The 22,781-nt window shown below is 74.5% G+C and carries 18 protein-coding genes and 1 tRNA gene; 12 read left to right on the top strand and 7 right to left on the bottom strand.

What is annotated here, in order from left to right; all coding sequences use genetic code 11:
* Positions 1-256 precede the first annotated feature (256 nt).
* The 4 genes from ACWFNE_RS18260 (at position 257) to ACWFNE_RS18245 (ending at position 5,634) form a co-directional block, all read left to right on the top strand.
* Positions 257-1,543, top strand: a complete 1,287-nt coding sequence (locus ACWFNE_RS18260) for a transglycosylase family protein (RefSeq protein WP_452123841.1) — start codon at positions 257-259, stop codon at positions 1,541-1,543.
* A gap of 94 nt (positions 1,544-1,637) precedes the next feature.
* Complete coding sequence (rsmA, locus tag ACWFNE_RS18255; protein WP_452123840.1) at positions 1,638-2,654, top strand: 16S rRNA (adenine(1518)-N(6)/adenine(1519)-N(6))-dimethyltransferase RsmA; 1,017 nt, start codon at positions 1,638-1,640, stop codon at positions 2,652-2,654.
* A complete protein-coding gene (locus tag ACWFNE_RS18250) occupies positions 2,651-3,586 on the top strand; it encodes a 4-(cytidine 5'-diphospho)-2-C-methyl-D-erythritol kinase (protein WP_452123839.1) in 936 nt (311 codons plus the stop codon). The genes rsmA and ACWFNE_RS18250 overlap by 4 nt, the downstream gene beginning before the upstream one ends.
* A 170-nt stretch (positions 3,587-3,756) precedes the next feature.
* Positions 3,757-5,634, top strand: coding sequence for an ABC-F family ATP-binding cassette domain-containing protein (locus tag ACWFNE_RS18245; RefSeq protein WP_452123838.1), 1,878 nt, complete (start codon positions 3,757-3,759; stop codon positions 5,632-5,634).
* Positions 5,635-5,793: 159 nt separating this feature from the next.
* Here the strand turns inward: ACWFNE_RS18245 and ACWFNE_RS18240 are convergent, their stop codons facing one another.
* Entirely contained in the window at positions 5,794-6,366 is a 573-nt protein-coding gene (locus tag ACWFNE_RS18240; RefSeq protein ID WP_452123837.1) for a MarR family winged helix-turn-helix transcriptional regulator, read from the bottom strand.
* Between the two features lie 52 nt (positions 6,367-6,418).
* Positions 6,419-7,021, bottom strand: a complete 603-nt coding sequence (locus ACWFNE_RS18235) for a TetR/AcrR family transcriptional regulator (protein WP_452123910.1) — start codon at positions 7,019-7,021, stop codon at positions 6,419-6,421.
* A gap of 232 nt (positions 7,022-7,253) precedes the next feature.
* On the opposite strand from ACWFNE_RS18235, the gene ACWFNE_RS18230 reads away from it, so the two are divergent.
* The 6 genes from ACWFNE_RS18230 to ACWFNE_RS18205 all read left to right on the top strand — a co-directional run bounded on the left by ACWFNE_RS18230 (position 7,254) and on the right by ACWFNE_RS18205 (position 13,702).
* A tRNA-Gln gene (locus tag ACWFNE_RS18230) sits at positions 7,254-7,325 on the top strand.
* 305 nt (positions 7,326-7,630) lie between these two features.
* Complete coding sequence (gene glmU / locus ACWFNE_RS18225) at positions 7,631-9,283, top strand: bifunctional UDP-N-acetylglucosamine diphosphorylase/glucosamine-1-phosphate N-acetyltransferase GlmU (RefSeq protein ID WP_452123836.1); 1,653 nt, start codon at positions 7,631-7,633, stop codon at positions 9,281-9,283.
* Complete coding sequence (locus tag ACWFNE_RS18220) at positions 9,280-10,263, top strand: ribose-phosphate diphosphokinase (RefSeq protein WP_452123835.1); 984 nt, start codon at positions 9,280-9,282, stop codon at positions 10,261-10,263. Before glmU ends, ACWFNE_RS18220 begins: the two co-directional genes overlap by 4 nt.
* A 404-nt stretch (positions 10,264-10,667) precedes the next feature.
* Positions 10,668-11,291, top strand: a complete 624-nt coding sequence (locus tag ACWFNE_RS18215) for a 50S ribosomal protein L25/general stress protein Ctc (RefSeq protein WP_452123909.1) — start codon at positions 10,668-10,670, stop codon at positions 11,289-11,291.
* Positions 11,292-11,418: 127 nt separating this feature from the next.
* Positions 11,419-12,036: an aminoacyl-tRNA hydrolase gene (gene pth, locus ACWFNE_RS18210; RefSeq protein WP_452123834.1), complete on the top strand. Its 618-nt coding sequence runs from the start codon at positions 11,419-11,421 to the stop codon at positions 12,034-12,036.
* Positions 12,037-12,169: 133 nt separating this feature from the next.
* Positions 12,170-13,702 (top strand): sugar transferase, encoded by a 1,533-nt coding sequence (locus ACWFNE_RS18205; RefSeq protein ID WP_452123833.1) that lies wholly within the window; start codon positions 12,170-12,172, stop codon positions 13,700-13,702.
* A gap of 141 nt (positions 13,703-13,843) precedes the next feature.
* On the opposite strand, the gene ACWFNE_RS18200 is transcribed toward ACWFNE_RS18205, so the two are convergent.
* Positions 13,844-15,196 (bottom strand): hypothetical protein, encoded by a 1,353-nt coding sequence (locus ACWFNE_RS18200; RefSeq protein ID WP_452123832.1) that lies wholly within the window; start codon positions 15,194-15,196, stop codon positions 13,844-13,846.
* A 597-nt stretch (positions 15,197-15,793) separates the two neighbouring features.
* Positions 15,794-17,212 (bottom strand): hypothetical protein, encoded by a 1,419-nt coding sequence (locus ACWFNE_RS18195; protein WP_452123831.1) that lies wholly within the window; start codon positions 17,210-17,212, stop codon positions 15,794-15,796.
* A 330-nt stretch (positions 17,213-17,542) separates the two neighbouring features.
* Here ACWFNE_RS18195 and ACWFNE_RS18190 point away from each other — a divergent pair, with 330 nt between their 5' ends.
* Entirely contained in the window at positions 17,543-18,265 is a 723-nt protein-coding gene (locus ACWFNE_RS18190) for a DapH/DapD/GlmU-related protein (protein ID WP_452123830.1), read from the top strand.
* Positions 18,262-19,437 (top strand): glycosyltransferase family 4 protein, encoded by a 1,176-nt coding sequence (locus tag ACWFNE_RS18185; protein ID WP_452123829.1) that lies wholly within the window; start codon positions 18,262-18,264, stop codon positions 19,435-19,437. The genes ACWFNE_RS18190 and ACWFNE_RS18185 overlap by 4 nt, the downstream gene beginning before the upstream one ends.
* A gap of 10 nt (positions 19,438-19,447) precedes the next feature.
* Here ACWFNE_RS18185 and ACWFNE_RS18180 read toward each other — a convergent pair whose 3' ends face one another.
* The 3 genes from ACWFNE_RS18180 to ACWFNE_RS18170 are packed head-to-tail and all read right to left on the bottom strand — an operon-like array spanning position 19,448 to position 22,718.
* A complete protein-coding gene (locus ACWFNE_RS18180; RefSeq protein ID WP_452123828.1) occupies positions 19,448-20,236 on the bottom strand; it encodes a CDP-alcohol phosphatidyltransferase family protein in 789 nt (262 codons plus the stop codon).
* A complete protein-coding gene (locus ACWFNE_RS18175) occupies positions 20,233-21,243 on the bottom strand; it encodes a glycosyltransferase family 2 protein (protein WP_452123827.1) in 1,011 nt (336 codons plus the stop codon). The genes ACWFNE_RS18180 and ACWFNE_RS18175 overlap by 4 nt, the downstream gene beginning before the upstream one ends.
* A complete protein-coding gene (locus tag ACWFNE_RS18170) occupies positions 21,240-22,718 on the bottom strand; it encodes a lipopolysaccharide biosynthesis protein (protein WP_452123826.1) in 1,479 nt (492 codons plus the stop codon). Before ACWFNE_RS18170 ends, ACWFNE_RS18175 begins: the two co-directional genes overlap by 4 nt.
* Positions 22,719-22,781 lie beyond the last annotated feature (63 nt).

Genomic DNA, 22,781 nt, shown 5'->3' with positions numbered 1-22,781 from the left:
GTGATCTCGCGCACAGAGGGTTGGGCGCCACATCACGGGTCGGTTACGGTCGCGTGTCGCTGCACCGGCCGGACGTCCCTCGCGGGGCTCCGACGCGGACCGCGGGCGACGGGCCCACGCGCCTGTGCGTGAGCCGTTGACGGCCGGATCGGGGATCCGGGAACGACGGGCACGTCCTCCCTCCAGGACGCGCAGAGCCACCGGCCCTCGGGCGACGGGGCACCGCCGTGCGCCGCGTGCGGTGCGCCCGCTCCCCGTGCCCGGGACCACCGACGTCTGGAACCGTGTGCGCTTCCCCTCCCTGAACCCCGCCGGCGACACCGCCGAGACAGCCACCGAGCCCCAGCTCACCGACACCCCCTCCCTGCGCTCGCGCCTCACCGGGTCCGCCGACTCCGGCCGCGTACGCCTCCGCCTCGTCGCCGCGCTCTCCGCGGCCCTGGTCCTCGTGACCGGCACGGCCGTCACGGCCCAGGCGCACAAGACCGTCACGCTCGACGTCGACGGCGTCGAGACCGAGGTCACGACCTTCGCCGGCAGCGTCGACGGGCTCCTCGAGGAGCACGACGTCACCGTCGGCACGCGCGACACGGTCGCCCCCGACGGGGCGCTGCAGGACGGCTCCGACGTCGTGGTGCGCCACGCGCGCCTCGTGACCGTCCGGACCGACGGCGTCGACGCGTCCGTGTGGACCACCGCGCTCAGCGCCGACGAGGCCCTCGAGGCGCTCGCGGGCCGCGGCGGCGATGTACAGCTCGTGGCCTCGCGCTCCAACGGCACGGGCCGCCCGTTCCTCGCAGGCGACCTGACGCTCGACGGGCCGGCCGACGTGCTGCGCGACGGCGAGACGATCCCTGTGCCCGACGGCGTGACCGACGTCGCGACGGCGCTCGAGCGGCTCGGCGTGGTGCTGGGCGAGCGCGACACCGTCGCCGTCCGGCCCGGTGTCGACGGCCGCGTGACCGTGGTGGTGACCCGCGTCGTCGTGCAGGACGTCACGACGACGGTCGAGCTCCCGTTCGCCTCGGTGACGCAGGACGACGCCGAGCGCTACGTCGGCCAGAAGGCTGTCGTCACCGAGGGTGTCGTCGGGGTCCGCACGGTCGTCGAGCGCGTCACGACGGTCGACGGGGTCGAGACCGCGCGCGAGCCGGTCTCGGACCAGGTCACGCAGGCCCCGGTCGACGAGGTCGTCGCGGTCGGCAGCAAGGCCCGCCCCGCGGCCACGCCCAAGGCGGCTGCGGCTCCGGCTGCGGAGTCCGCGCCCGCGACCGGTTCCCCGGTCACGGCGGGCGGCGACGCCGACTCGCTCAACTGGGCCGCGCTCGCGAGGTGCGAGTCCGGCGGCAACCCGTCGATCGTCTCGGCGAGCGGCAAGTACCACGGGCTCTACCAGTTCTCGGTCGCGACGTGGCAGGCGGTCGGCGGCGCCGGCGTCCCGTCCGCCGCATCGGCGGAGGAGCAGACGGCACGCGCCAAGATGCTCTACAACCGCTCCGGTGCCGGCCAGTGGCCGCACTGCGGGAAGAACCTGTTCTCCTGATCGACCGACGACGCCCCGCCCTCGCTGCCCGCAGCGGCGGCGGGGCGTCGTCGTCCCCGCCGGGCGGCTGCGGTTCCCGGTTAGGCTCCTGCGCATGACCGACACCCCCGGACCCCTGCTCGGGCCCGCGGAGATCCGGCAGCTCGCCGAGCGTGCGGGCATCCGTCCGACCAAGACCCTCGGGCAGAACTTCGTGCTCGACGGCGGGACGGTGCGCAAGATCGTCCGGCAGGCGGCCGTGCAGCCGGGTGAACGGGTCGTCGAGATCGGCCCCGGGCTCGGTTCCCTGACGCTCGGGCTGCTCGAGGCGGGCGCCGACGTGCTCGCGGTCGAGATCGACCCTGTGCTGGCCCGCCTGCTGCCGGCGACGGCGCGGGCGCACGTCCCGGGCCTCGTGGTCTCCGGCCCGCACGAGGGCGACCGGCCGGTCGCGGACACGGACGTCGACGCGGCCGCGCGGCTGACGATCGTGCTGGCGGACGCGCTCGACGTGCGCGCGCTGCCCGGGCGTCCGCCGACGGCCCTCGTCGCGAACCTCCCGTACAACGTCTCGGTCCCGGTGCTGCTGACGTTCCTCGAGCGCTTCCCAACGCTCGAGCGCGTGCTCGTGATGGTCCAGGCGGAGGTCGCCGACCGGCTCGCCGCGCCGCCCGGCAGCCGGGTCTACGGCGTGCCGTCCGCGAAGGTCGCGTGGTACGCCGAGGCGCGCCGCACCTCGACGATCGGGCGCAGCGTGTTCTGGCCGGTGCCGAACGTCGACTCCGCGCTCGTGCGCCTCGACCGCCGCGAGCCGCCGCGCACGTCCGCGACGCGCGAGCAGGTGTTCGCGGTGGTCGACACCGCGTTCGCGCAGCGGCGCAAGATGCTGCGCTCGGCGCTCGCCGGGCTCGCGGGCTCGGCCGACGCCGCGGTCGCCGCGCTCGAGGTCGCCGGCGTCGACCCGCAGGCCCGCGGGGAGCGCGTCGACGTGGACGGGTTCGCCCGCATCGCCGCGGCGCTGGCCGACGCGTCGCCCACCGACGCCGCGTCCGCCGACTCGTCACCCACCGACGCCGCGCTCGCCGACGCCTCCGCGCCGTCCCCGGGCCGACCTGGCACAGTGGAACCGTGACGTCGAGCCCCACGGAGATCCGCGCCGACCGTGAGGTCCGGGTCCGCGCACCCGGCAAGGTCAACCTGTCGCTGCGCGTCGGCCGGCGCGAGGCGGACGGGTACCACCCGCTCGCGACGGTGTTCCAGGCGGTCTCGGTGTACGAGGACGTCGTCGCGACACCCGCCGAGGGGCTCTCCCTCTCGGTGACCGGGCCGCAGGCGCACCTCGTGCCGACCGACGGGTCCAACCTCGCGCTGCGCGCCGCGCGCGCGCTCGCCGACCACGCCGGGATCGACGAGGGCGTGCACCTGCACGTGCACAAGGCGGTCCCGGTCGCGGGCGGCATGGCGGGCGGCTCGGCGGACGCGGCGGCCGCGCTCGTGGCGTGCGACGCGCACTGGCGCACGGGCCTGCCGCGCGAGGAGCTGCACGAGCTCGCGGCGTCGCTCGGCTCCGACGTGCCGTTCGGGCTGCTGGGACACACGGCGGTCGGCTCGGGGCGCGGCGACCTGCTGACCCCCGCGCTGTGCCGCGGCGAGTACCACTGGGCGTTCGCGGTGCAGGACGAGGGGCTCTCGACCCCGGCCGTGTACGCGGCGTTCGACGAGCTGCACATGGGCGGCGGCGGCCACGAGACCGAGGTCGCGCTCATGCAGGCGCTGCGCGCGGGCGACCCGCGGGCGCTCGGGCGGGCCCTGCACAACGACCTCCAGTCCGCCGCGCTCGAGCTCGCCCCGAACCTCGCCGAGCCCCTCGCGGTCGCCGAGGACGCGGGCGCGCTCGGCGTCGTCGTCTCCGGCTCTGGGCCGACGATCGCCGCGCTGGCCCGCAGCCGCCAGCACGCGCTCGTCATCGCCGCGGCCATGACCGCGGCGGGCGTCGCCGACTCGGTGCTCACCGCGGTCGGCCCCGTCCCCGGCGCGCGCGTCGTGACGTCCGGGCCCGAGTGACCTGACCCGCGGCTCCCGCGACCCTGGCCCGCCGCCGCCGCCGCCGTCGTCGTCCGTCCGCCCCCACCCGGCCGGGCGGCCACGACCGGCACCGGGCGGCGCCCGACGTCGTCGCCCGCGTACCCTCGCCTGGTCGTGCACCCGCACCCCACCCCCAGCGGAAGAACCTGATGGCCCACCTGCTCGGAGCGGACTCCGTGTCGCTCACCCTCGGTACCCGCACGCTCCTCGACGACCTGAGCATCGGCGTCGACGACGGCATGCGCGTCGGTGTCGTCGGCCCCAACGGCGCCGGGAAGTCGACGCTGCTGCGGGTCCTCGCCGGCCTGCAGCCTGCCGACTCCGGCCGCGTGACCCGCGCGGGCGGGGTCCGCGTCGCGCTCCTCGACCAGCGCGACGAGCTGCCCCCGGGCGCGACGGTCCGGGAGATCGTGCACGGCGACGCCGACGAGCACACGTGGGCGCGCGACCCCCGCGTCCGCTCGGTGCACGCCGGGCTGCTGGCCGACCTGGACCTGACCGACGACGTGGCCAACCTCTCGGGCGGCCAGCGCCGCCGCGTCGCGCTCGCAGCGCTGCTCGTGCGCGACCACGAGGTCCTCGCGCTCGACGAGCCGACCAACCACCTCGACGTCGAGGGCGTCGCGTGGCTCGCGGAGCACCTCGTCGCCCGCTACGCGCGCGGCACGGGGGCGCTCGTGGTCGTCACGCACGACCGGTGGTTCCTCGATGCGGTGTGCACGCGCACGTGGGAGGTCGCCGACGGGTCGGTCGAGCAGTACGACGGCGGGTACGCGGCGTACGTGCTCGCCCGCGCCGAGCGTCAGCGCACCGCGTCGGTCACCGAGGAGAAGCGCCAGAACCTGCTGCGCAAGGAGCTCGCGTGGCTGCGCCGCGGGGCACCCGCACGGACCTCGAAGCCAAAGTTCCGCCTCGACGCGGCCGCCGAGCTCATCGCCGACGAGCCGCCGCCGCGCGACCGCCTCGAGCTCACCCGCATGGCGACGAGCCGCCTCGGCAAGGACGTGCTCGACCTCGAGGACGTCACGCTGCGCTTCGACGCCCCGGACGACGCGACGGGGGCCTCGACGACGCGCACGCTGCTCGACGACGTGACCTGGCGGCTCGGGCCGGGGGACCGGTACGGGGTCGTCGGCGTCAACGGCGCCGGCAAGACGACGCTGCTCAAGCTCCTCTCGGGCCGCCTCGAGCCGACCACCGGGCGCGTCAAGCGTGGCAAGACGGTCCAGGTCGCCGAGCTCACGCAGGACGTCGAGGACCTCGACGAGCTCCGGGAGCTGCGGGTCGTCGAGGTCGTCGAGCGCGAGAAGCGCACGGTCGTCGCGGGCGGCAAGGAGCTCACCGCCGCGCAGCTCGTCGAGCGTCTCGGGTTCACCAAGGAGCGGGCCCGCACGCCGGTCCGCGACCTCTCGGGCGGCGAGCGCCGCCGCCTCCAGCTCCTGCGCCTGCTCGTCGGCGAGCCGAACGTCCTGCTGCTCGACGAGCCCACCAACGACCTCGACACGGACACCCTCGCGGCGCTCGAGGACCTGCTCGACGGCTGGCCCGGCACGCTCGTCGTCGTCTCGCACGACCGGTACCTGCTCGAGCGCGTGTGCGACCGCCAGGTCGCGCTGCTCGGCGACGGCCAGGTCCGCGACCTGCCGGGGGGCGTCGAGCAGTACCTGGAGCTGCGCCGCGCGGCCATGGCCGGCGGTGGCGGCTCGGGTGCGCCCGGCGCACTGAGCGCCGACACCGGCCGGCCCGGCGCCGGCGCCGGGGTGCCCGCGCCCTCGGACGCCGGCGGCGACGAGGGAACGGCGGCGCCGTCCGCGGCCGACCAGCGCGCCGCGCGCAAGGAGACCCAGCGGATCGAGCGCCGGCTCGCGAAGATCACGGAGCTCGAGGGGAAGCTGCACGAGAAGATGGCCGCGCAGGCGACCGACCACCAGGCGGTCCTGGCGCTCGACGCGGAGCTGCGCGCGCTCGCGGTCGAGCGGGAGGAGCTCGAGGAGGCGTGGCTCGAGGCGGCCGAGACCGCCGGCTGAGCGCCCCTCCGGCGGCCGGTACCGGCGGCGAGCCCCACTCCGGCGGCCGGTACCGGCCGCGAGCCCCGTCGTGCCGGGGCCGTCACGCGGGCGGGCCGGCGTCGTGCCCGGTCGTCCCACGGACGGGCCGCGTCGTGCGGTGTGCCGACCCGCGTCGCGTCAGGGCGCGTCGAACGGGGCGACCACGTCCCGCAGCAGGGTCGCGAGCGTCGTGTGCTCGGCCTCGGTGAGCACCGCGAGCAGCCGCCGCTCCACGTCGAGCAGGTCGCTGAACGCCGCGTCGACCCGCGCCAGGCCGGTGTTCGTGAGCTGCACGAGCACCCCGCGCCGGTCCTCCGGGGACGGCTGGCGCTCGACGAGCCCGCGCTCGGCGAGCCGGTCGATCCGGTTCGTCATCGTGCCGCTCGTCACGAGCGTCTGGGTCAGCAGCGCGCCGGGGGAGAGCCGGTAGGGCGCACCCGCGCGCCGCAGCGCGGACAGCACGTCGAACTCCCACGTCTCGAGCTCGTGGCGCGCGAACGCGCCGCGCCGCGCGAGGTCGAGGTGCCGTGCGAGGCGGCTGACGCGCGAGAGGACCGTCAGGGGGGTGACGTCGAGGTCCGGTCGCTCGCGCCCCCACGCCTCGACGATGCGGTCGACCTCGTCGCGCACCTCGGTCCGGGCGGCGCCGGTCCCGGCGGCCGGCGCACGCGCGGGCTCGCCGCCCCGTCCGTGCGCCGCTCGAGCCGTCATGGCGCGAGGTTACTCGACATCGAGATACCCGGCGGGAGCCGTCGGCGGCGCGTCAGCTCTCGGTCGAGGTGAGCGTCGGGCGGCGCTCGAGCCCCGAGAGCCCGTTCCACGCGAGGTTGACGAGGTGCGCCGCGACGTCGGCCTTCCCGGGGCGGCGCGCGTCGAGCCAGTACTGCCCGGTGAGCGCGACCATGCCGACGAGCATCTGCGCGTAGATCGGGGCCGTCTTGGGGTCGAGGCCCTGGCGCTTGAACTGGTCGGCGAGCAGGTGCTCGACCTGGGTCGCGACGTCGCCGATGAGGCTCGAGAACGTGCCGGTCGCCTGCGCCACGGGGGAGTCCCGCACGAGGATCTGGAAGCCGTCGGTCGACGTCTCGATGTAGGTCAGGAGCGCGAGCGCGGTGCGCTCGACGAGCACCTTGGGGTGCCCGCCACCCGCGAGGGCCGCGGTCAGCGCCCCGGTGAGCGCGCGGATCTCCCGGTCGACGACGACGGCGTAGACGCCCTCCTTGCCGCCGAAGTGCTCGTACACGACGGGCTTCGACACCTCGGCGCGCGCGGCGATCTCCTCGACGCTCGTGAGCTCGAAGCCCTTCTCCGCGAACAGCCGCCGGCTGACGTCGAGCAGCTGCTCGCGCCGCTGGACGCCCGTCATGCGCGCGCGCGTCGTCCGCCTCGTCTCGGTAGCCACGCGCCCATCATCGCAGCCGCCTGCGGGCACCGGGGCGGCGCGGGCTGGCAGACTGGTCGGCCGACGGTCGTCCCGTCGGTCGCCGGCTCGTGGCGGCCGACGGGCCTGCGCGTCGGTGCGGGCCCCGGGCGGCTCCGGGCAGCTCACGGCAGCTCCGGGCAGCTCCGGGCAGCTCCGAGCACGGTCGAGCCGACGATCCGCCCTGGTGTAACGGCAGCACGCAGGCCTTTGGTGCCTTGCGGTCCGGGTTCGAATCCTGGGGGCGGAGCACACGCGCGGTCGGTGTGCGGGGTGCGCGGGACGCGCGCGGCACCGGCGCGCCGCCCACCCGCGCCGCCCACCCGCGCCGCCCACCCGCGGGGTGCGCTGCGCCACCCCGCACCGCTCCCTGCGCTCCCGCCGGGACGAACCGGGCGCACCCCCGCGAACCCGGCGGCGCGGGTGCGGGCCCGAGCCTCGCGCCGGCCCCACCGGACAGCCGGCGGCGCGGGAGGCCCTCCGCGCGGCGGTAGAGTGCACTCGCGCCAGATCCGCCGCCCGAGCCTTCGGGCAGTCCGCGAGGAGCACCCACAGGTGACCACCCCCCGCCCAGCCGCCGTCGTCGTCCTCGCCGCAGGTGAGGGCACCCGGATGCGCTCGGCGACACCCAAGGTCCTGCACACGATCGCCGGCCGGAGCCTGCTCGGGCACGCGCTCGCCGCAGCCCGCCGGCTCGAGCCGGCGCGGGTGACCGTCGTCGTCCGCCACGAGCGGGAGCGTGTCGCCGCGCACGCCCGCGAGCTCGACCCCACGGTGCTGCTCGCCGACCAGGACGCGATCCCGGGGACCGGCCGCGCGGTGCAGTGCGCGCTGTCGGTGCTCGACGCCGCGGCCCAGGCCGAGCAGGTCGCCGCCGCCGACGGCCCGGGCAGCAGCGGCAGCGCCGCGGGCCTGCAGGTCGAGGGCGCCGTCGTCGTCCTCGCGGGCGACGTCCCGCTGCTCGACGGCGACACGCTCGCGGAGCTGCTCGCCGCGCACGTCGCGGACGCCAACGCCGTCACGGTGCTCACGACCGAGGTCGACGACCCGACGGGCTACGGCCGCATCCTGCGCGAGGCCGGCACGGCCGACGTGCTCGGGATCGTCGAGGAGAAGGACGCCGACGAGTCGCAGCGCGAGATCCGTGAGATCAACTCCTCGGTCTACGTCTTCGACTCGGGTGTGCTCCGCTCGGCGCTCGGCCGGCTGGGCCGCGACAACGCGCAGGGCGAGGTCTACCTGACCGACGTGCTCGCGATCGCGCGGGCCGACGGCGGGCGCGTGCGCGCGCTGCGCACCGACGACCCGCTGCTCGTCGAGGGCGTGAACGACCGCGTGCAGCTCGCGGCGCTGCGTGCGGAGCTCAACCGCCGGCTGCTCGAGGACTGGATGCGGGAGGGCGTCACGGTCGTCGACCCGGCGACCACGTGGGTCGACGTCGACGTCGAGCTCGCGCGCGACGTGACGCTCCTGCCCGGCACGCAGCTGCACGGCGCGACGACGGTCGGCGAGGGCGCGACGGTCGGCCCGGACACCACGCTCACGGACGTGAAGGTCGGCGCGGGCGCGAGCGTCGTGCGCACGCACGGTTCCGGTGCCGTCGTCGGCGCGGGCGCCACGGTGGGTCCGTTCGCCTACCTGCGGCCCGGCACCGACCTGGGCGACCGCGGCAAGATCGGCACGTTCGTCGAGACCAAGAACGCGCAGATCGGCGAGGGCTCGAAGGTCCCGCACCTGTCGTACGTCGGGGACGCGACGATCGGCGTCGAGACGAACATCGGTGCGGCGAGCGTCTTCGTGAACTACGACGGCGTGAACAAGCACCGCACGACGATCGGCTCGTACGCCCGCACCGGCTCGGACAACATGTTCGTCGCGCCGGTCACGGTGGGCGACGGCGCGTACACCGGGGCGGGCAGCGTCATCCGGCGCGACGTCCCGCCTGGGGCGCTCGCCGTGAGCGCGGGCCCGCAGCGCACGATCGACGCGTGGGTCCTGCGCGCACGCGCGGGGACGCCCGCCGCCGACGCCGCGGCGCGCGCGCTCGGCGACCGCAGCACCGAGGACCTGTCGCCGCAGGCGCGCCTCGAGCTCGAGCGCGCCCAGCGGGCAGCTGCGGGCCGGCCCCCCACACCGCCACCGACGCTCCCGGACCACCCCGCGGAGATCCACGACCTGCCGGCCGACACGAAGGACACCGCACGATGATCGGGACCGTGTCGAACGACGGCGAGCGACGGCTGGTGCTCGTCTCCGGCCGAGCCCACCCGGAGCTGGCGACCTCGGTCGCCGAGGAGCTCGGGACCTCGCTCGTCCCCACCACCGCCTACGACTTCGCGAACGGCGAGATCTACGTGCGGTTCGGGGAGTCGGTGCGCGGCTCGGACGCGTTCGTCCTGCAGAGCCACGCGGCGCCGATCAACCAGTGGCTCATGGAGCAGCTGCTGATGGTCGACGCGCTCAAGCGCGCCTCGGCGAAGACGATCACGGTCGTCGCGCCGTTCTACGGCTACGCGCGCCAGGACAAGAAGCACCGGGGCCGCGAGCCGATCTCGGCGCGGCTCATGGCCGACCTGTTCCGGACCGCGGGCGCCGACCGGATGATGAGCGTCGACCTGCACGCGGCGCAGATCCAGGGCTTCTTCGACGGCCCGGTCGACCACCTGTGGGCGATGCCGATCCTCACCGAGTACGTCCGCTCGCGCGTCGACACGACGAACGTCACGGTCGTCTCGCCCGACGCCGGCCGCATCCGCGTCGCCGAGCAGTGGGCCGCGAAGCTCGGGGGCGGCCCGCTCGCGTTCGTGCACAAGACGCGGGACATCAACCGGCCCAACTCGACGAAGGCGAACCGCGTCGTCGGCGACGTCGAGGGCCGCAGCTGCGTGCTCGTCGACGACCTCATCGACACGGCCGGCACGATCACGGGCGCGGTGCGGGTGCTGCTCGAGGCCGGCGCGAAGGACGTCATCGTCGCGGCGACGCACGGTGTGCTCTCCGACCCCGCGGTCGATCGCCTGTCGCAGTGCGGGGCGCGCGAGATCATCATCACCGACACGCTGCCGATCGCCGACGACCGTCGCTTCGAGCAGCTCACGGTGCTCTCGATCGCCCCGCTCATCGCGCGTGCGATCCGCGAGGTCTTCGACGACGGCTCGGTCACGTCGCTGTTCGACGGCCAGGCCTGACCGACCCGCACGACGTCCGCCCGGCCGCCGCACGCGCCCGGGCCGCGCGCTCGACGCTCGGCGCGGGTGGGGCACCGGCACACCGCCCGGCCCACCCGCGCGGCGTGTCCGGCGGGCTCACCCCGGGACCGGCTTGGGGTCCTGGCCCCGGGCGGGTAAGATCGTCAGGTTGCCTCGGCGAGGGACGTCGGACGGTCAGGTCGCGGGATGCCATCCCGCACGATCGGACCACCACGATCTCCGTGATCGACTGGGCGGATGCCTCCGCGTGCCCGTCCTGCGCCCCGCGTCGAGGCCACCACCTGCTCGTCCTGCGCTGAACATCATCAGCGGCGGCCGTCCTCCCCGGGCGGCTCGTCCCCCTGCTCGCTGCCCTGCACCACCGTCCTCACTTGGGAGTCATCGTGTCCGAGGTCAAGCTCGTCGCCACCACCCGCACCGATTTCGGCAAGGGCGCCGCGCGCCGCACCCGCCGTGCCGGCCGCATCCCCGCCGTCCTGTACGGGCACGGCTCGGACCCGCTGCACGTGTCCCTGCCGGGCCACGAGACGTTCCTCGCGCTCAAGCACGCCAACGCGCTCTTCGCGATCGAGATCGACGGCGAGACGACCCTCGCGATCACCAAGGACGTCCAGCGCGAGCCCGTCCGCAACGTCATCGAGCACGTCGACCTGCTCATCGTGAAGAAGGGCGAGACGATCTCCGTCGAGATCCCCGTCGTCATCACGGGCGAGTCGTTCTCGGGCACGATCCACATCGTCGAGCACCAGACCGTGACCCTCGAGGCCGAGGCGACGCACCTGCCGCAGTCCGTCGAGGTCTCGATCGAGGGCCTCGAGGCCGGCGCGACGGTCACGGCCGGCGAGCTGACCCTCCCGCAGGGCTCGACCCTCGTCACGGACGCCGACGCCGTCATCGTCTCGATCACGGCGCCGCAGGCCACGGCCGCCGACCGCGAGGCCGACGCCGCCGCGGCCGACCTCGCCGCCTCGCAGTCGGCCGCCTCGGCCGCCGCCGCGGAGGCCTGAGCCACCACGCGCACGGGGTGACGCGCTCGCGCACCGCCCCGCTCGGACGCACCTCGGCGCCCGGTACCGTCTCGGTGCCGGGCGCCGCTGCGTCGTCCCGGGCACCGGACCGATCGGAAGGACCGCCATGACCGAGGGCCCCTGGCTCGTCGTCGGCCTCGGCAACCCCGGCGCGCAGTACGCCGGGAACCGCCACAACGTCGGCCAGATGGTGCTCGACGAGCTCGCGCGGCGCACGGGTGCGAGCTTCGGGTCGCGCGGCGGGATCCTCTCCCGCCGCCCGCAGGCCGTCGTCGCCGAGACACGGCTCGGGACGCTCCCCGGCGGCGCGCCCGGCCCCCGCGTCGTGCTCGCGAAGCCGACGACGTACATGAACGTGTCGGGCGGTCCCGTCGCGTCGCTCGCGCAGTACTACGACGTGCCGCCCGAGCGCGTGGTGATGGTGCACGACGAGCTGGACATCCCGTACGCGGAGCTGCGGCTCAAGCGCGGCGGCGGCGAGGGCGGGCACAACGGCCTGCGCGACACGACCAAGGCGCTCGGCACGAAGGACTACGTGCGCGTCCGGGTCGGGGTCGGCCGGCCGCCGGGCCGCATGGACGCCGCGGACTTCGTGCTGCGCGACTTCTCCGCCGCCGAGCGCAAGGACCTGCCATGGCTCGTCGACGCGGCGGCGGACGCTGTCGAGCTCGTCGTCGTCGAGGGGCTCGAGAAGGCCCAGCTGCGCGTCCACACCAAGGGCTGAGCAGCCCACCGGATCGTCACCCACGGTTCACCCGGATGCCGTGGCATCGGGTGAAATCGGACATTTGGCGTTGTGACGCCCATGAGGTCGTCCTACCCTTTCACCAGCACATTCAGCGCTGGACGGGGGACGTATGACGCTGACGGCAGAACCAGGGCTGGACGAGTCGGAATGGACGCAGGAGCGTCGCGCGCGGTCGATCGAGGCCCGCCGCTCCTGGGCCTCCGACCTTCCTTTCGAGCGGCGACCGACGCCGTACAACTCCGACGAGACGACCTACCCGATGCGGTGGGCCCGCGCGAGCGTGGCGTACGCGCGCACCGCCGTGCTGCTCGACGCGGTCCTCGCGGCCGGCGTGACCTTCGCGGTCCTCGGCTGGTCGGCGGGCTACACGCTCCCGAGCGCCGCCTGGGCGGTCGCGGGCGCGCTCGCGTTCGTGTCGTTCGTGGCGACCGCCAAGGGGTACCAGCGCTCCGCGCTCGGTGACGGCCCGCGGGAGTTCCAGTCGGTGCTGCGCGGCACGCTGCACCTTGCCGGCGCGCTCATGGTCCTCGGCTTCCTGCTCAACGCCCCGGTACCGCGCTCGCTCGTCGTCGTCGGGGTCCCGGTCCTCGCGGTGCTCTCGTGGTGGGTGCGGCACGTGCACCGCCGCCGCCTGCACCGTCAGCGGATGCAGGGCCAGGCGATGATGCGCACCGTCGTGGTCGGGGACGCCGCCTCGGCGCTGCGCGTCACGCGCAACCTCGGCGGCGCCACGCACCACGGCTACCAGATCGAGGGCATGTGCCTCCCGGAGGCCCAGCCCGGCGGCGACGTCGGCGGTGTGCCGGTCCTCGGGGCGATCGCGGACGTCGTCCAGGTCGTCGCCGACCGTGCGGCGGAGGTCGTCATCGTGACCGGCTCGTCGCTCAGCGGTGACGCGCTGCGCCGGCTGTCGTGGGCGCTCGGTCGTGCCGGTGCGCATCTCGTGGTCGCCCCGGACATCGTCGAGGTCGCGAGCCCGCGGCTGACGGTCCGCCCCACGGCCGGGCTCTCGCTGCTCCAGGTCGAGATCGAGGCGCCGCGCGAGCGGCTGCTCGCGAAGTCGGTCATGGACCGCACGCTCAGCGTGCTCGCGCTGCTCGTCACCTCGCCGGTGATCCTCGGTGCCGCGGCGGCGGTGGCCCTGACCTCGAAGGGCGGGGCGTTCTACCGCCAGACGCGCGTCGGGGTCGACGGGCGGACGTTCACGATGTGGAAGCTCCGCACGATGGTCGCGGACGCCGACCGGGTGCGTCAGGAGCTGCTCGAGTCGAGCGACCGCGACGGCCTCATGTTCAAGATGCACGCCGACCCGCGCATCACCCCGGTCGGCCGGGTCCTGCGGCGGTTCTCGATCGACGAGCTGCCGCAGCTGCTCAACATCATCCGGGGCGACATGTCGCTCGTCGGCCCGCGCCCGCCGCTGCTCGAGGAGGTGCAGGCGTACCCCGACGCCGTGCGCCGCCGGCTGCGCGTGCGCCCGGGCCTCACAGGGCTGTGGCAGGTCAGCGGCCGCGCGGACCTCGCGTGGGAGGACTCGGTGCGGCTCGACCTGCGGTACGTCGACAACTGGTCGGTCACGATGGACCTGATGATCCTGTGGAAGACGGGCCGCGCGGTCCTCTCGGGCTCCGGCGCGTACTGACTCGCAGGGGGCGCACCGGGACCGAGCCCGCAGGGGCACCGGTACCGCGCACAGCACGACCGGTCCGACGACGACGGCGGGGCAGGCTCCCTGAGGAGCCTGCCCCGCCGTCGTCGCTGGGTCCCCGGGGGACCGCCGGGCTCAGGCGCCCTTGGTGATCTTCACCGCGGAGCCGTCGGTGAACTGGTTGTTCACGTTGCCGACCGTGACGGTGGTCGGCGCGACGATCGCGCACTTGGCGTGCCGCTGCGCGGTCCCGAAGACGTTGTTCGAGGCCGTGAAGCCCTTGATCGGGCCGTACGTGGAGCCGATCGCGATGTTGATCGAGCACCCGCCGCCGTCGATCTTGTTGCCGGTGACCGTCACGTTGGAGACCGCCGCGCGGTCCTGCGTGGTCTGCATCGCCGAGGAGTACGCACCGTCGATCGTGTTGCCACGGAAGGTGAAGTTCGACCCGCCCTGGATCTGGATGCTGTCGGCGTGGCTCGGGCCACCCTTCTGGTTCGGGTCCTGGGCGTAGAACAGGTTCCCGTGCAGCCAGGAGTTCTCGAGCGTGACGTTCGAGCCGGTGATGTGGACCGAGTCGATGACGTTCGCGATCTCCGTGCGGCGGACCGTGAAGTTGTGGCCGATGATCCCGTTGATCCACGGCGAGGCCTCGGACGGGATCAGCTCGCTGTCCTCGAGGGTGAACGGGTACGCCCCGGTGTCGTTCGTGATGAGTGCGAAGCTGCCGGTGAGAGGGCGGCCACGGACGATCGAGCGCTTGATCGTGACGTTCGGCGCCTTGACCTTGATGAAGCCGCGGACGTCGACCGCGTCCACGACGGCACCCGGCGTGGTGACGACCAGGTCACCGGTGACGACCTTCAGCGCCGTCCCGGCCGGGACACCCGTCGAGGCGGCGTTCGCGAACTGCGGCTGCGCGGGCGTCGGGGTGGACGTCGCTGCGGGCTTGGGGGTCGCCGTGGCGGTCGGCGTCGGGGTCGCCGTGGGCTTCGGCGTCGCCGTCGGCGTCGTCGTGCCCGGGACCTCGAAGCTCGCGACGCTCAGGGCGACACGGACGCTCGCCTCGAGGTTGTAGACGGTGACCTTGCCGGCGGCCGTGGACGGCAGCGGGAGCGTGAACGTGGCGCTGCCCTCGTCCTGGACCGGGGTCGTCAGCACGACGTTGCTCGTGCAGGCGGTCGTGAGCGTCGAGCCCGCACACACCGACAGGTGCGTGGGCTTCCACGCCCACCGGCCCTTGACGGTCATCGTCACGGCGGTGGCGCCGGCGGGCACCGACGGCAGCGCGACGACCTTCGACGAGTTGTACGAGAGCGTGAACTCGGGGATCGCGGTACCGGTGTTCGTCACGGTGCTGAGCGGGACCGAGGCAGCCTGGGCCGCCACGCTCGTGGCGCCGGTGAGCAGGAGCGCGCCGACGGCGGCGAGCGCCAGCCCGCGGGAGCGGCGCGTGGTGCGTGATCGGTTCAGGGGTGCTGCGAACATGACAATCTCTCCTCTTCAGGTGCATTCCGGACGGAACGCACATCCCATGCTCGTCAGCGTGGTTGTAGCCGCTTCCCGCGACCGCGTTCCCGAAAAGGGACAGTAGGCCATCGGTGCGACACCCGTAAGTGAGCGTTCTCACTCATGGGGCCCAATCGGCTGCCGGTGGCCGAGGGTGAAGCCTGTGACCTGCAACTTCACCCGCTCGACGGTGAAATAAATCACGCGGGAGCGTGCGGTGGCCGCCATTTTGGGGGGATCTGCCGGAATTTTCGGGCGAGATCGGGGGGAATGTGCAGTTCACGCGCTCGGCGCCAGAATGTGCCCGGCCCGTGCCTGCACGTCCTGAGGGATTCTCGGGTGTGACCTCCACCACGCCGCCCCCGCGTGCGCGGACGAGAATTCAGTGCGACGGGGGTTTACGCCCGCGCCCGGTGGCCGGGCGTCATGACGACGGCGGGGCGGCCCCGAGAGGCCGCCCCGCCGTGTGGTCCTGCTGTGCGCGAGCTGCGTCGCGCGGTCCTGCGGTGCGCGAGCTGTGTCGCGCGGTCCTGCGGTGCGCGAGCTGTGTCGCGCGGTCCTGCGGGTGCTAGGAGCTCACGACCCCCGCGAGACCTTGACCGCGGCCCCGTTGACGTACGTGTTGTTCGTGTTCGTGACCGTGACGCTCGAGGGCGCGATGATCGCGCACTCGGGGACCCGGGTGTCGAGCCCGAACACGTTGTCGGTGACCTTGAGCCCGGCGATGGCCGGACGGCTGCCGATCGCGACGTTCACCGAGCAGCCGCCGCCGTTGATCTTGTTGCCCTGGATCGTGACCTGCGAGACGGCGTCACGGTCCTGGGTCGTCTGGAAGGCCGAGGAGTACGCGCCTTCGATCGTGTTGCGGCGGAACGTGATGTTCGAGCCGCCCTGGATCTGCACGCTGTCGGCGTGGCTGGGCCCGCCGCCCTGGTTCGGGTCGTTGCCGTAGAAGAGGTTGTCGTGCAGCCAGGAGTCCTCGACGAGGACGTTCCCGCCCGTGATGTGCACCGAGTCGATGACCCGCGTGATCTCGGTGCGCCGCACCTCGAAGTTGCTGCCGATGATGCCGTTCACGTACGGGGACGCCTCGTTGGGGCGCAGCTCGCTGTCCTCGAGGACGAAGCGGTACCGGCCCAGGTCGTTCGTGACGAGGCCCATGTTCCCCGTGAGCTTCTTGCCCCGGATGATCGAGCGCTTGATCGTGACGTTGTCCGCCTTGACGGACACGACGCCCTGGATGTCCAGCCCGTCGATCACGGTGCCGGGCTGCGTGATGACGAGGTCTCCCGCGTGCGTGGTGAGCGCCGTGCCGGAGGGGACTCCGGTGGTCGCGGCGGTCGCGGGGCCGCTGGGTGTCGCCGGCGCGGGCTCCGGAGCGGCCGTGGCGGTCGCCGTCGGCTTGGCGGTCGGCGTCGGGGTGGCGGTCGGGGTGGGCGTCGGCGTGGGGGCCGGAGCCGCAGCGGGAGCCGTCGTGTACGACTGCACCTCGGCGCGGACCCGCGCGCTCGCGTCGGCGTTGTAGAACGTGACCCGGTTCTTGGCGTCCGCGGGGAGCGCCAGGGTCACGGTCACGGTCTTCTCGCGCTGCTTGGGCGTCGTGAGGACCACGTTGCTCTTGCAGCTCTGGGTCGCGGTCGTCCCGGCGCAGAGCGAGACGCGGGTCGGCTTCCAGGACCACCGGCCGCGCACCTTGAGGGTCACGGCGGTCGCGTTCGTCGGTGCGGACGGCAGCGCGACGGTCCGCGCGGAGCCGTACGCGAGCGTGAACTCGGCGATGGTGGGGGCTGTGGTCGCCGCGGCGACGGCCGAGACGGCGGGGGCGGCCGTGGCGGCCACCTGTGGAGCGGCGGAGGCGGGGGTCGAGGCGGAGGCGGTCGCCTGGGAGGCGGTCCACGGCACGAGCGCCAGCAGGAGCGCGCCCACCGAGGTGAGGGCGAGGCGCCGGTGCGTCGAGCGCCGGGTGGGCGCTCCGGTCACGTGTGTACCCGTCATGGACACTCCTTTTTCTTTCGGTGCAGCCGAAATGGGCGCACGCGTCACGCGTCGAGTCGCGGGGGCCGGGCCGCAGGGGCGGCCGCGTCCGGACGACACTAGGCCATCCGGGTGACGGCCGACAGGCCCGTGAACACGCGGAACGGACAGCTCGGACGCGTCCGACCGGGCGCGCCGCGCGGCCCGACCTGCACGTACGGACATCTGTCCGACTGCATCCTGTCGCGGATGCGTGACACGTTTCACACTCTGTCGTGGGCTATTCGGTTGAGATCGAACATTGGGGCAGGGTGTACGCATGGACGTTGCATCAACGCGGAAGTGCGGGCGATGAGCGCCCGCGTGGCCACCGTACTCAGCCGTTTCGCCAGTCGGGCGAAAGATGAGAGTTATCTCATCGACGAGGGCATCGGCGGGGGGTACCTCCTGCACGTCGTGCTCGAGCGCGTGGCCATGAAGGTGCGCGGCCTCGTGCTCTTCCCGACCCGCTCCGAGCGCCCCTCGGTCGGCGCCCGCGCGCGGGTCCGGAGCAAGGGGGACCTCGTCGTCGGGCGCGGCGTCACCATCGGCTCCGACGCCTACGTCGACGCGCTCTCGGTCGACGGCGTCCGGCTCGGTGACCACACCACCGTCGGCCGCGGCACCCGCATCGAGTGCACCGGGAGCCTGCGCCAGCGGGGCCGCGGGCTCACGGTCGGGCGCCGCGTCGGCCTCGGCACCGACAGCTTCTACGGGTGCGCCGGCGGTGTGACCATCGGCGACGACACGATCGTCGGCAACTTCGTCAGCTTCCACTCCGAGAACCACGTCGCCGACCGGCTCGACGTGCCGATCCGCGAGCAGGGCGTGACCCACGCCGGCATCCGGGTCGGCGCGGGCTGCTGGATCGGCGCCAAGGTCACGGTGCTCGACGGCGCGCAGATCGGCGACGGCTGCATCGTCGCCGCCGGCGCCGTGGTCGCGGCCGGCACCTACCCGCCGAACGGCATCTACGGCGGGGTCCCCGCCCGGCTGCTCAAGACGCGCGCCGCCCGGCCGGAGGTCGCGGAGTGAGCGCGCGCACGCTGCTCGTCGCGCACCCGTCGCCCGACCTGTACGGCTCCGACCGGCAGCTCCTGGAGACGATCACCGCGGCCGTCGGAGGCGGGTGGCGCGTCGTCGTCGTCCTGCCGGTGGCCGGGCCGCTCGTCCCGCTGCTCGAGGAGCGGGGTGCGCGGGTCGAGGTCGTCGACCACCCGGTGCTGCGCAAGGCGCTCCTGCGTCCCGCACAGCTCGTCCGGCTGCCGTGGCGGATGCTCGCCTCGACGGTGCGCCTGCGCCGGCTCGTGCGCCGGGTCGACCCCGCGCTGGTCTACGTCAACACCGTCACGATCCCCGAGTGGGTGCTCGCCGCGCGCCTGGCCCGCCGACCGGTCGTCTGCCACGTGCACGAGGCGGAGGACGGGCACCCCGGGCTCGTGCGGCGCGCGCTGGCCGCGCCGCTGCTCCTCGCGCGCTCCGTGATCGCGAACAGCGCCGCCGCACGCGACGCCGTGACCGACGTCGTGCCCCGGCTGCGGCACTCGGTCGTCGTGGTGCACAACGGCATGCCCGGGCCGGCCGAGGGGCCGACGCCGCTGCGTGCGCGCACCCCGGGCGACCCCGCGCGGCTCGCGCTCGTCGCACGGCTGTCGCCGCGCAAGGGCATCGACGTCGCACTCGAGGCGACCGCGCTGCTCACGGCCGCCGGGCAGGACGTGACGCTCACGGTGTGCGGCACCGTCTTCCCGGGCTACGAGTGGTTCGAGGACGAGCTGCGCGCACGTGCGGCCCGGCCGGACCTCGACGGCCGCGTGACGCTCGCCGGGTACGTGCACCCGACGTGGCCCGAGCTCGCGTCCGCCGACGTCGTGCTGGTCCCGTCGCGCCTTGAGCCGTTCGGCAACACCGCGGTCGAGGCGATGCTCGCGAGCCGCCCCGTCGTCGCCTCGCGCGTGCAGGGCCTCGCCGAGGTGGTCGACGACGGCCGCACCGGCCTGCTCGTGCCACCCGGGGACGCCGCCGCGCTCGCGCAGGCCGTGGCGTCGCTGCTCGACGACCCGGCGCGGGCGCACGAGCTCGCCGCCGCCGGTCGCGCCGAGGCAGACCTGCGGTTCACCGCCGAGCGCTACGGGGACGCGGTGCTCACGGTGCTCGACCGGGCGACGGGGCGCACGGCCGAGGCGGTGGAGCCGTCGGGTCGCTGACCCCGGCACCTCAGGCGGGGAGCGCCCGCATCTCGCGGTACCACTGCGGGAGCTTGCCGAGCAGGAACACGACGTTCGCCGCCATGAGCAGCGCGTAGACCGCGACGAACACGTCGTGGAAGCCGAGCAGCAGGAACGTCACGCACAGCACGCCGTAGTCGGCCGGCAGCACGAGCACCGAGCGCAGGACCGGCGCCGGCTCGGCGGACGCCGGGGTGGCAGCGGGCGCGGCCGGGGACGCCGCGCCCGCACCGTCGAGCGCCGCCCGGCCCCGCCGGCGCAGCTGCTCCGAGAGGATGATCGCGAAGAAGAAGACGCTCGCCTCGGCGCCGAACGCGAGCGGGACGAGCAGGAGCGCGTCGGGCAGGTCGAAGAACCGGTACCACGCGACCAGCACGGCGACGTGGATCAGCGCGGTCTTCGTCGCGTCGACGACGTGGTCGAGCCACTCCCCGGCGGGGCTGCCCGTCCCCGTGAGCCGCGCGAGCTGACCGTCGGCCGCGTCGAGCGCGAAGCCGAGGACGAGCAGGACGGCGACGAGCACCCCGGTCGCGACCGTCGGGCGCAGCGTCGCGAGCAGCGCGATCGCGACCGCGCTGACCGTCGCGCTCGCGGCGGTGACCTGGTTCGGGGTCATGCCTCGCCGGTAGGCGAACGCCGCGAGCTGGCGCCCGACCGGCCGGTTGACCCAGCGCGACCACCCCGGCGCGCCGCGGTTGCTCTTCTGGGCTGCGGCCAGCCGGGCGACGACGTCGCGGTGGCTGGGTGCGGGACCGTCCACCAGGGGCCGGGATGTCATGGTGTCGAGCTCCTCGTCTCGGGCCCGGCGGCGACGACGCCGGACGTGGCGCCCTCCGCGAGGGGCCGGTGGCTTCGGTGGGTCACGAGCAGGCGAAGGCCCGCGAGCGACCCGCGCAGCGCCGCACCGACCGGGGCCACGGGGTGCGCGAACTGGCGGCGCCCGCCGCGCAGCAGCACCTCGACGGCGTACCCGGGGGTGCGCAGCGCCCACCGCAGCCGGTCGCGCGGGCCCAGGTGGCGCGCGGCGAACAGCAGGCGGTTGCGGCAGTTCCAGTAGTAGTAGGTCGTCGACTTCGCCTGCGGGTGCGCCGTGGCCTGCGTGCCGCCGACGTCGTGCGTCGCGCGCACCCGGGGGTCGACGAGCAGCCGGCCACCCACGGCGGTGCACCGCCACGACAGGTCGACGTCCTCCCAGTAGAGGAAGTAGTCGTCGTCGAAGCCGCCGATCGCGTCCCAGAGCGTCACGCTCAGCACGAGGACCGTGCCCGCGAGCCACGCCCCGGCGAGGTCCGGGTCGCTGCCGTCGGCGGCGCGCGTGCGCCCCTCGCGCACGAGCACCTGCGAGCCGCGGAACTGGAGCCTGCCGCTCGGCAGCACGATGAGCGGGGAGAGCATGGTGAGCGGCTCGGCGCGGGTCGTCGCGACGAGCTCCGCGAGCCCGGCCGCGGGGATCGAGGCGTCGGGGTTGAGCAGGAGCAGCGTGTCGGCGCCCGCCGCGCGCGCGGCCGCGGACCCCGCGTTCATCCCGGCGCCGAAGCCCACGTTGTCGAGCTCGAGCAGCGACCAGCCCCGCTCGCCGGCGAGCTCGCGCACCGCGTGCCGCTCGGCGTCGCCCGAGAAGTTGTCGACGACGTGCACCCGTGCGCCGCCCGCAGTGAGCTCGTCCGGCAGGTTCGTGCGCAGCAGGTCGCTCGACCCGTAGTTCACGACGACGACCCCGAGGCCGCGCAGGTCGACGGCGGTGCGGTCCGTCGTCGCGCCCGTCGTCCCTCCGTCCGCGGTCACCGGCCGGCCCTCCGCGAGAGCGCGGTCCGCACGACGGCGAGCACCGCCTGCAGGTCGCGGCGCACGGGCGGCACGGTGAACCCGAGCGCGTAGACGACGACGAGCCCGAGGGCGGCGAGCGCGAGCTGGCCGACGGGGGAGCCGTGGACCGCGAGCGTCGCGGCGTACCCGGCCGCGGCCGCGAGCGACGCCACGGCGAGGATGCGCAGGGCGCCGAGCACGAGCGCCCGTGCCGGCAGCGGCGTGCGCCGGGACAGCCACCAGATCGACAGCGGCCACTCGAGCGACGCGGCGACCGCGATCCCGGCGGCGACGCCGGTGATGCCCCACGTGCTGCCCACCACCACGCACGCGATCTTCACGACGGCCGTGACCGTCGAGTAGCGGAACAGGTCCGCGGTCAGCCCACGCGCGAGGTAGACCCAGAAGCCGACGTAGGCGAGCGTCTGCATCGCACCGGCGACCGCGAGGAAGCGCAGCACGGGGACCGTCGCGAGCCACTGCTCGCCGAGCGCGACGCGGACGACCGGCTCCGCCGCGCCCGCGACCAGCGCGACGCCGACGACGAGCGTGTAGCCGAGGGTCTGCTGACCGCGCCGGACGTAGTGGGCGAACCGCTCGGTGTCGTCGCTGAGCCGCGACAGGACGGGCAGCGCGACGGTCGTGGTCGGAGCACGCAGCTGGCTCAGCGTGGTCGTGAGGAGCTGGTACCCGCGGTTGTAGTACCCGAGGTCGCCTGCGCCGAAGCGGCGGCCGATCACGAACGAGTCGGCGTTGTTCGCGACGTACCCGAGCACCTGCGTGGCGGCCAGGTTGCGCCCGAACCGGAGCAGGTCGCCCACCGGTGCCGAGCGGTCCGGCCGGCGCGGGAGCCAGCGCGCCCACACCCCGAGCATCACGAGCAGCACGAGCGCCTGCGTGACCTGCTGCGCGACGAGCGCCCAGTACCCCTGCCCGGCGAGCGCGAGCGCGACGCCCACGGCGAGCGCGACCGCGGGTGCGGTCAGGTCGCTCGTCGCGAGCGCCGAGAACCGCATGCGGCGCACGAGGTCCGCGCGGTACTGCGTCGCCATGCCGTTGAGCAGGAACGTCACGGCGAGCGCGCGCGCGACGGGCGTCACGTCGGGCTCGTCGTACAGCGCCGCGAGGAGGGGCGCGCCGGCGAGCACGGCGAGCGCGAGGACCGCGCCGAGCGCGGTGTTGATCCAGAACAGGTTGGTCCGCTGCCCGCGCGAGAGCTCGGGGGCCTGGATCGCGGCGGAGGACAGGCCGAAGTCGCGCAGGATCTCCCCGACGCCGATCACGGCGAGCACCATCGCGAGGAGCCCGTAGTCGTGCGGGTCGAGGAGCCGCGCGAGGAGCACGACCGACAGCACCTGGATCCCGATGCGGACGACCTGGCCGGCCATGGTGACCGCGCCGCCGCGGGCTGCGCGCGCTCCCAGCCCCGCGGCGGGGGGTGCGGACGATGACATCGGCGACGGCTCCGGTCGTTCGGTGGGGGCGGGGGGCTGTCCCGACCGCCGGGGTGTGCCCCC

Source organism: Cellulomonas sp. NPDC055163 (genome assembly GCF_053607065.1).
This window is presented reverse-complemented; position numbering and strand designations above follow the sequence as displayed.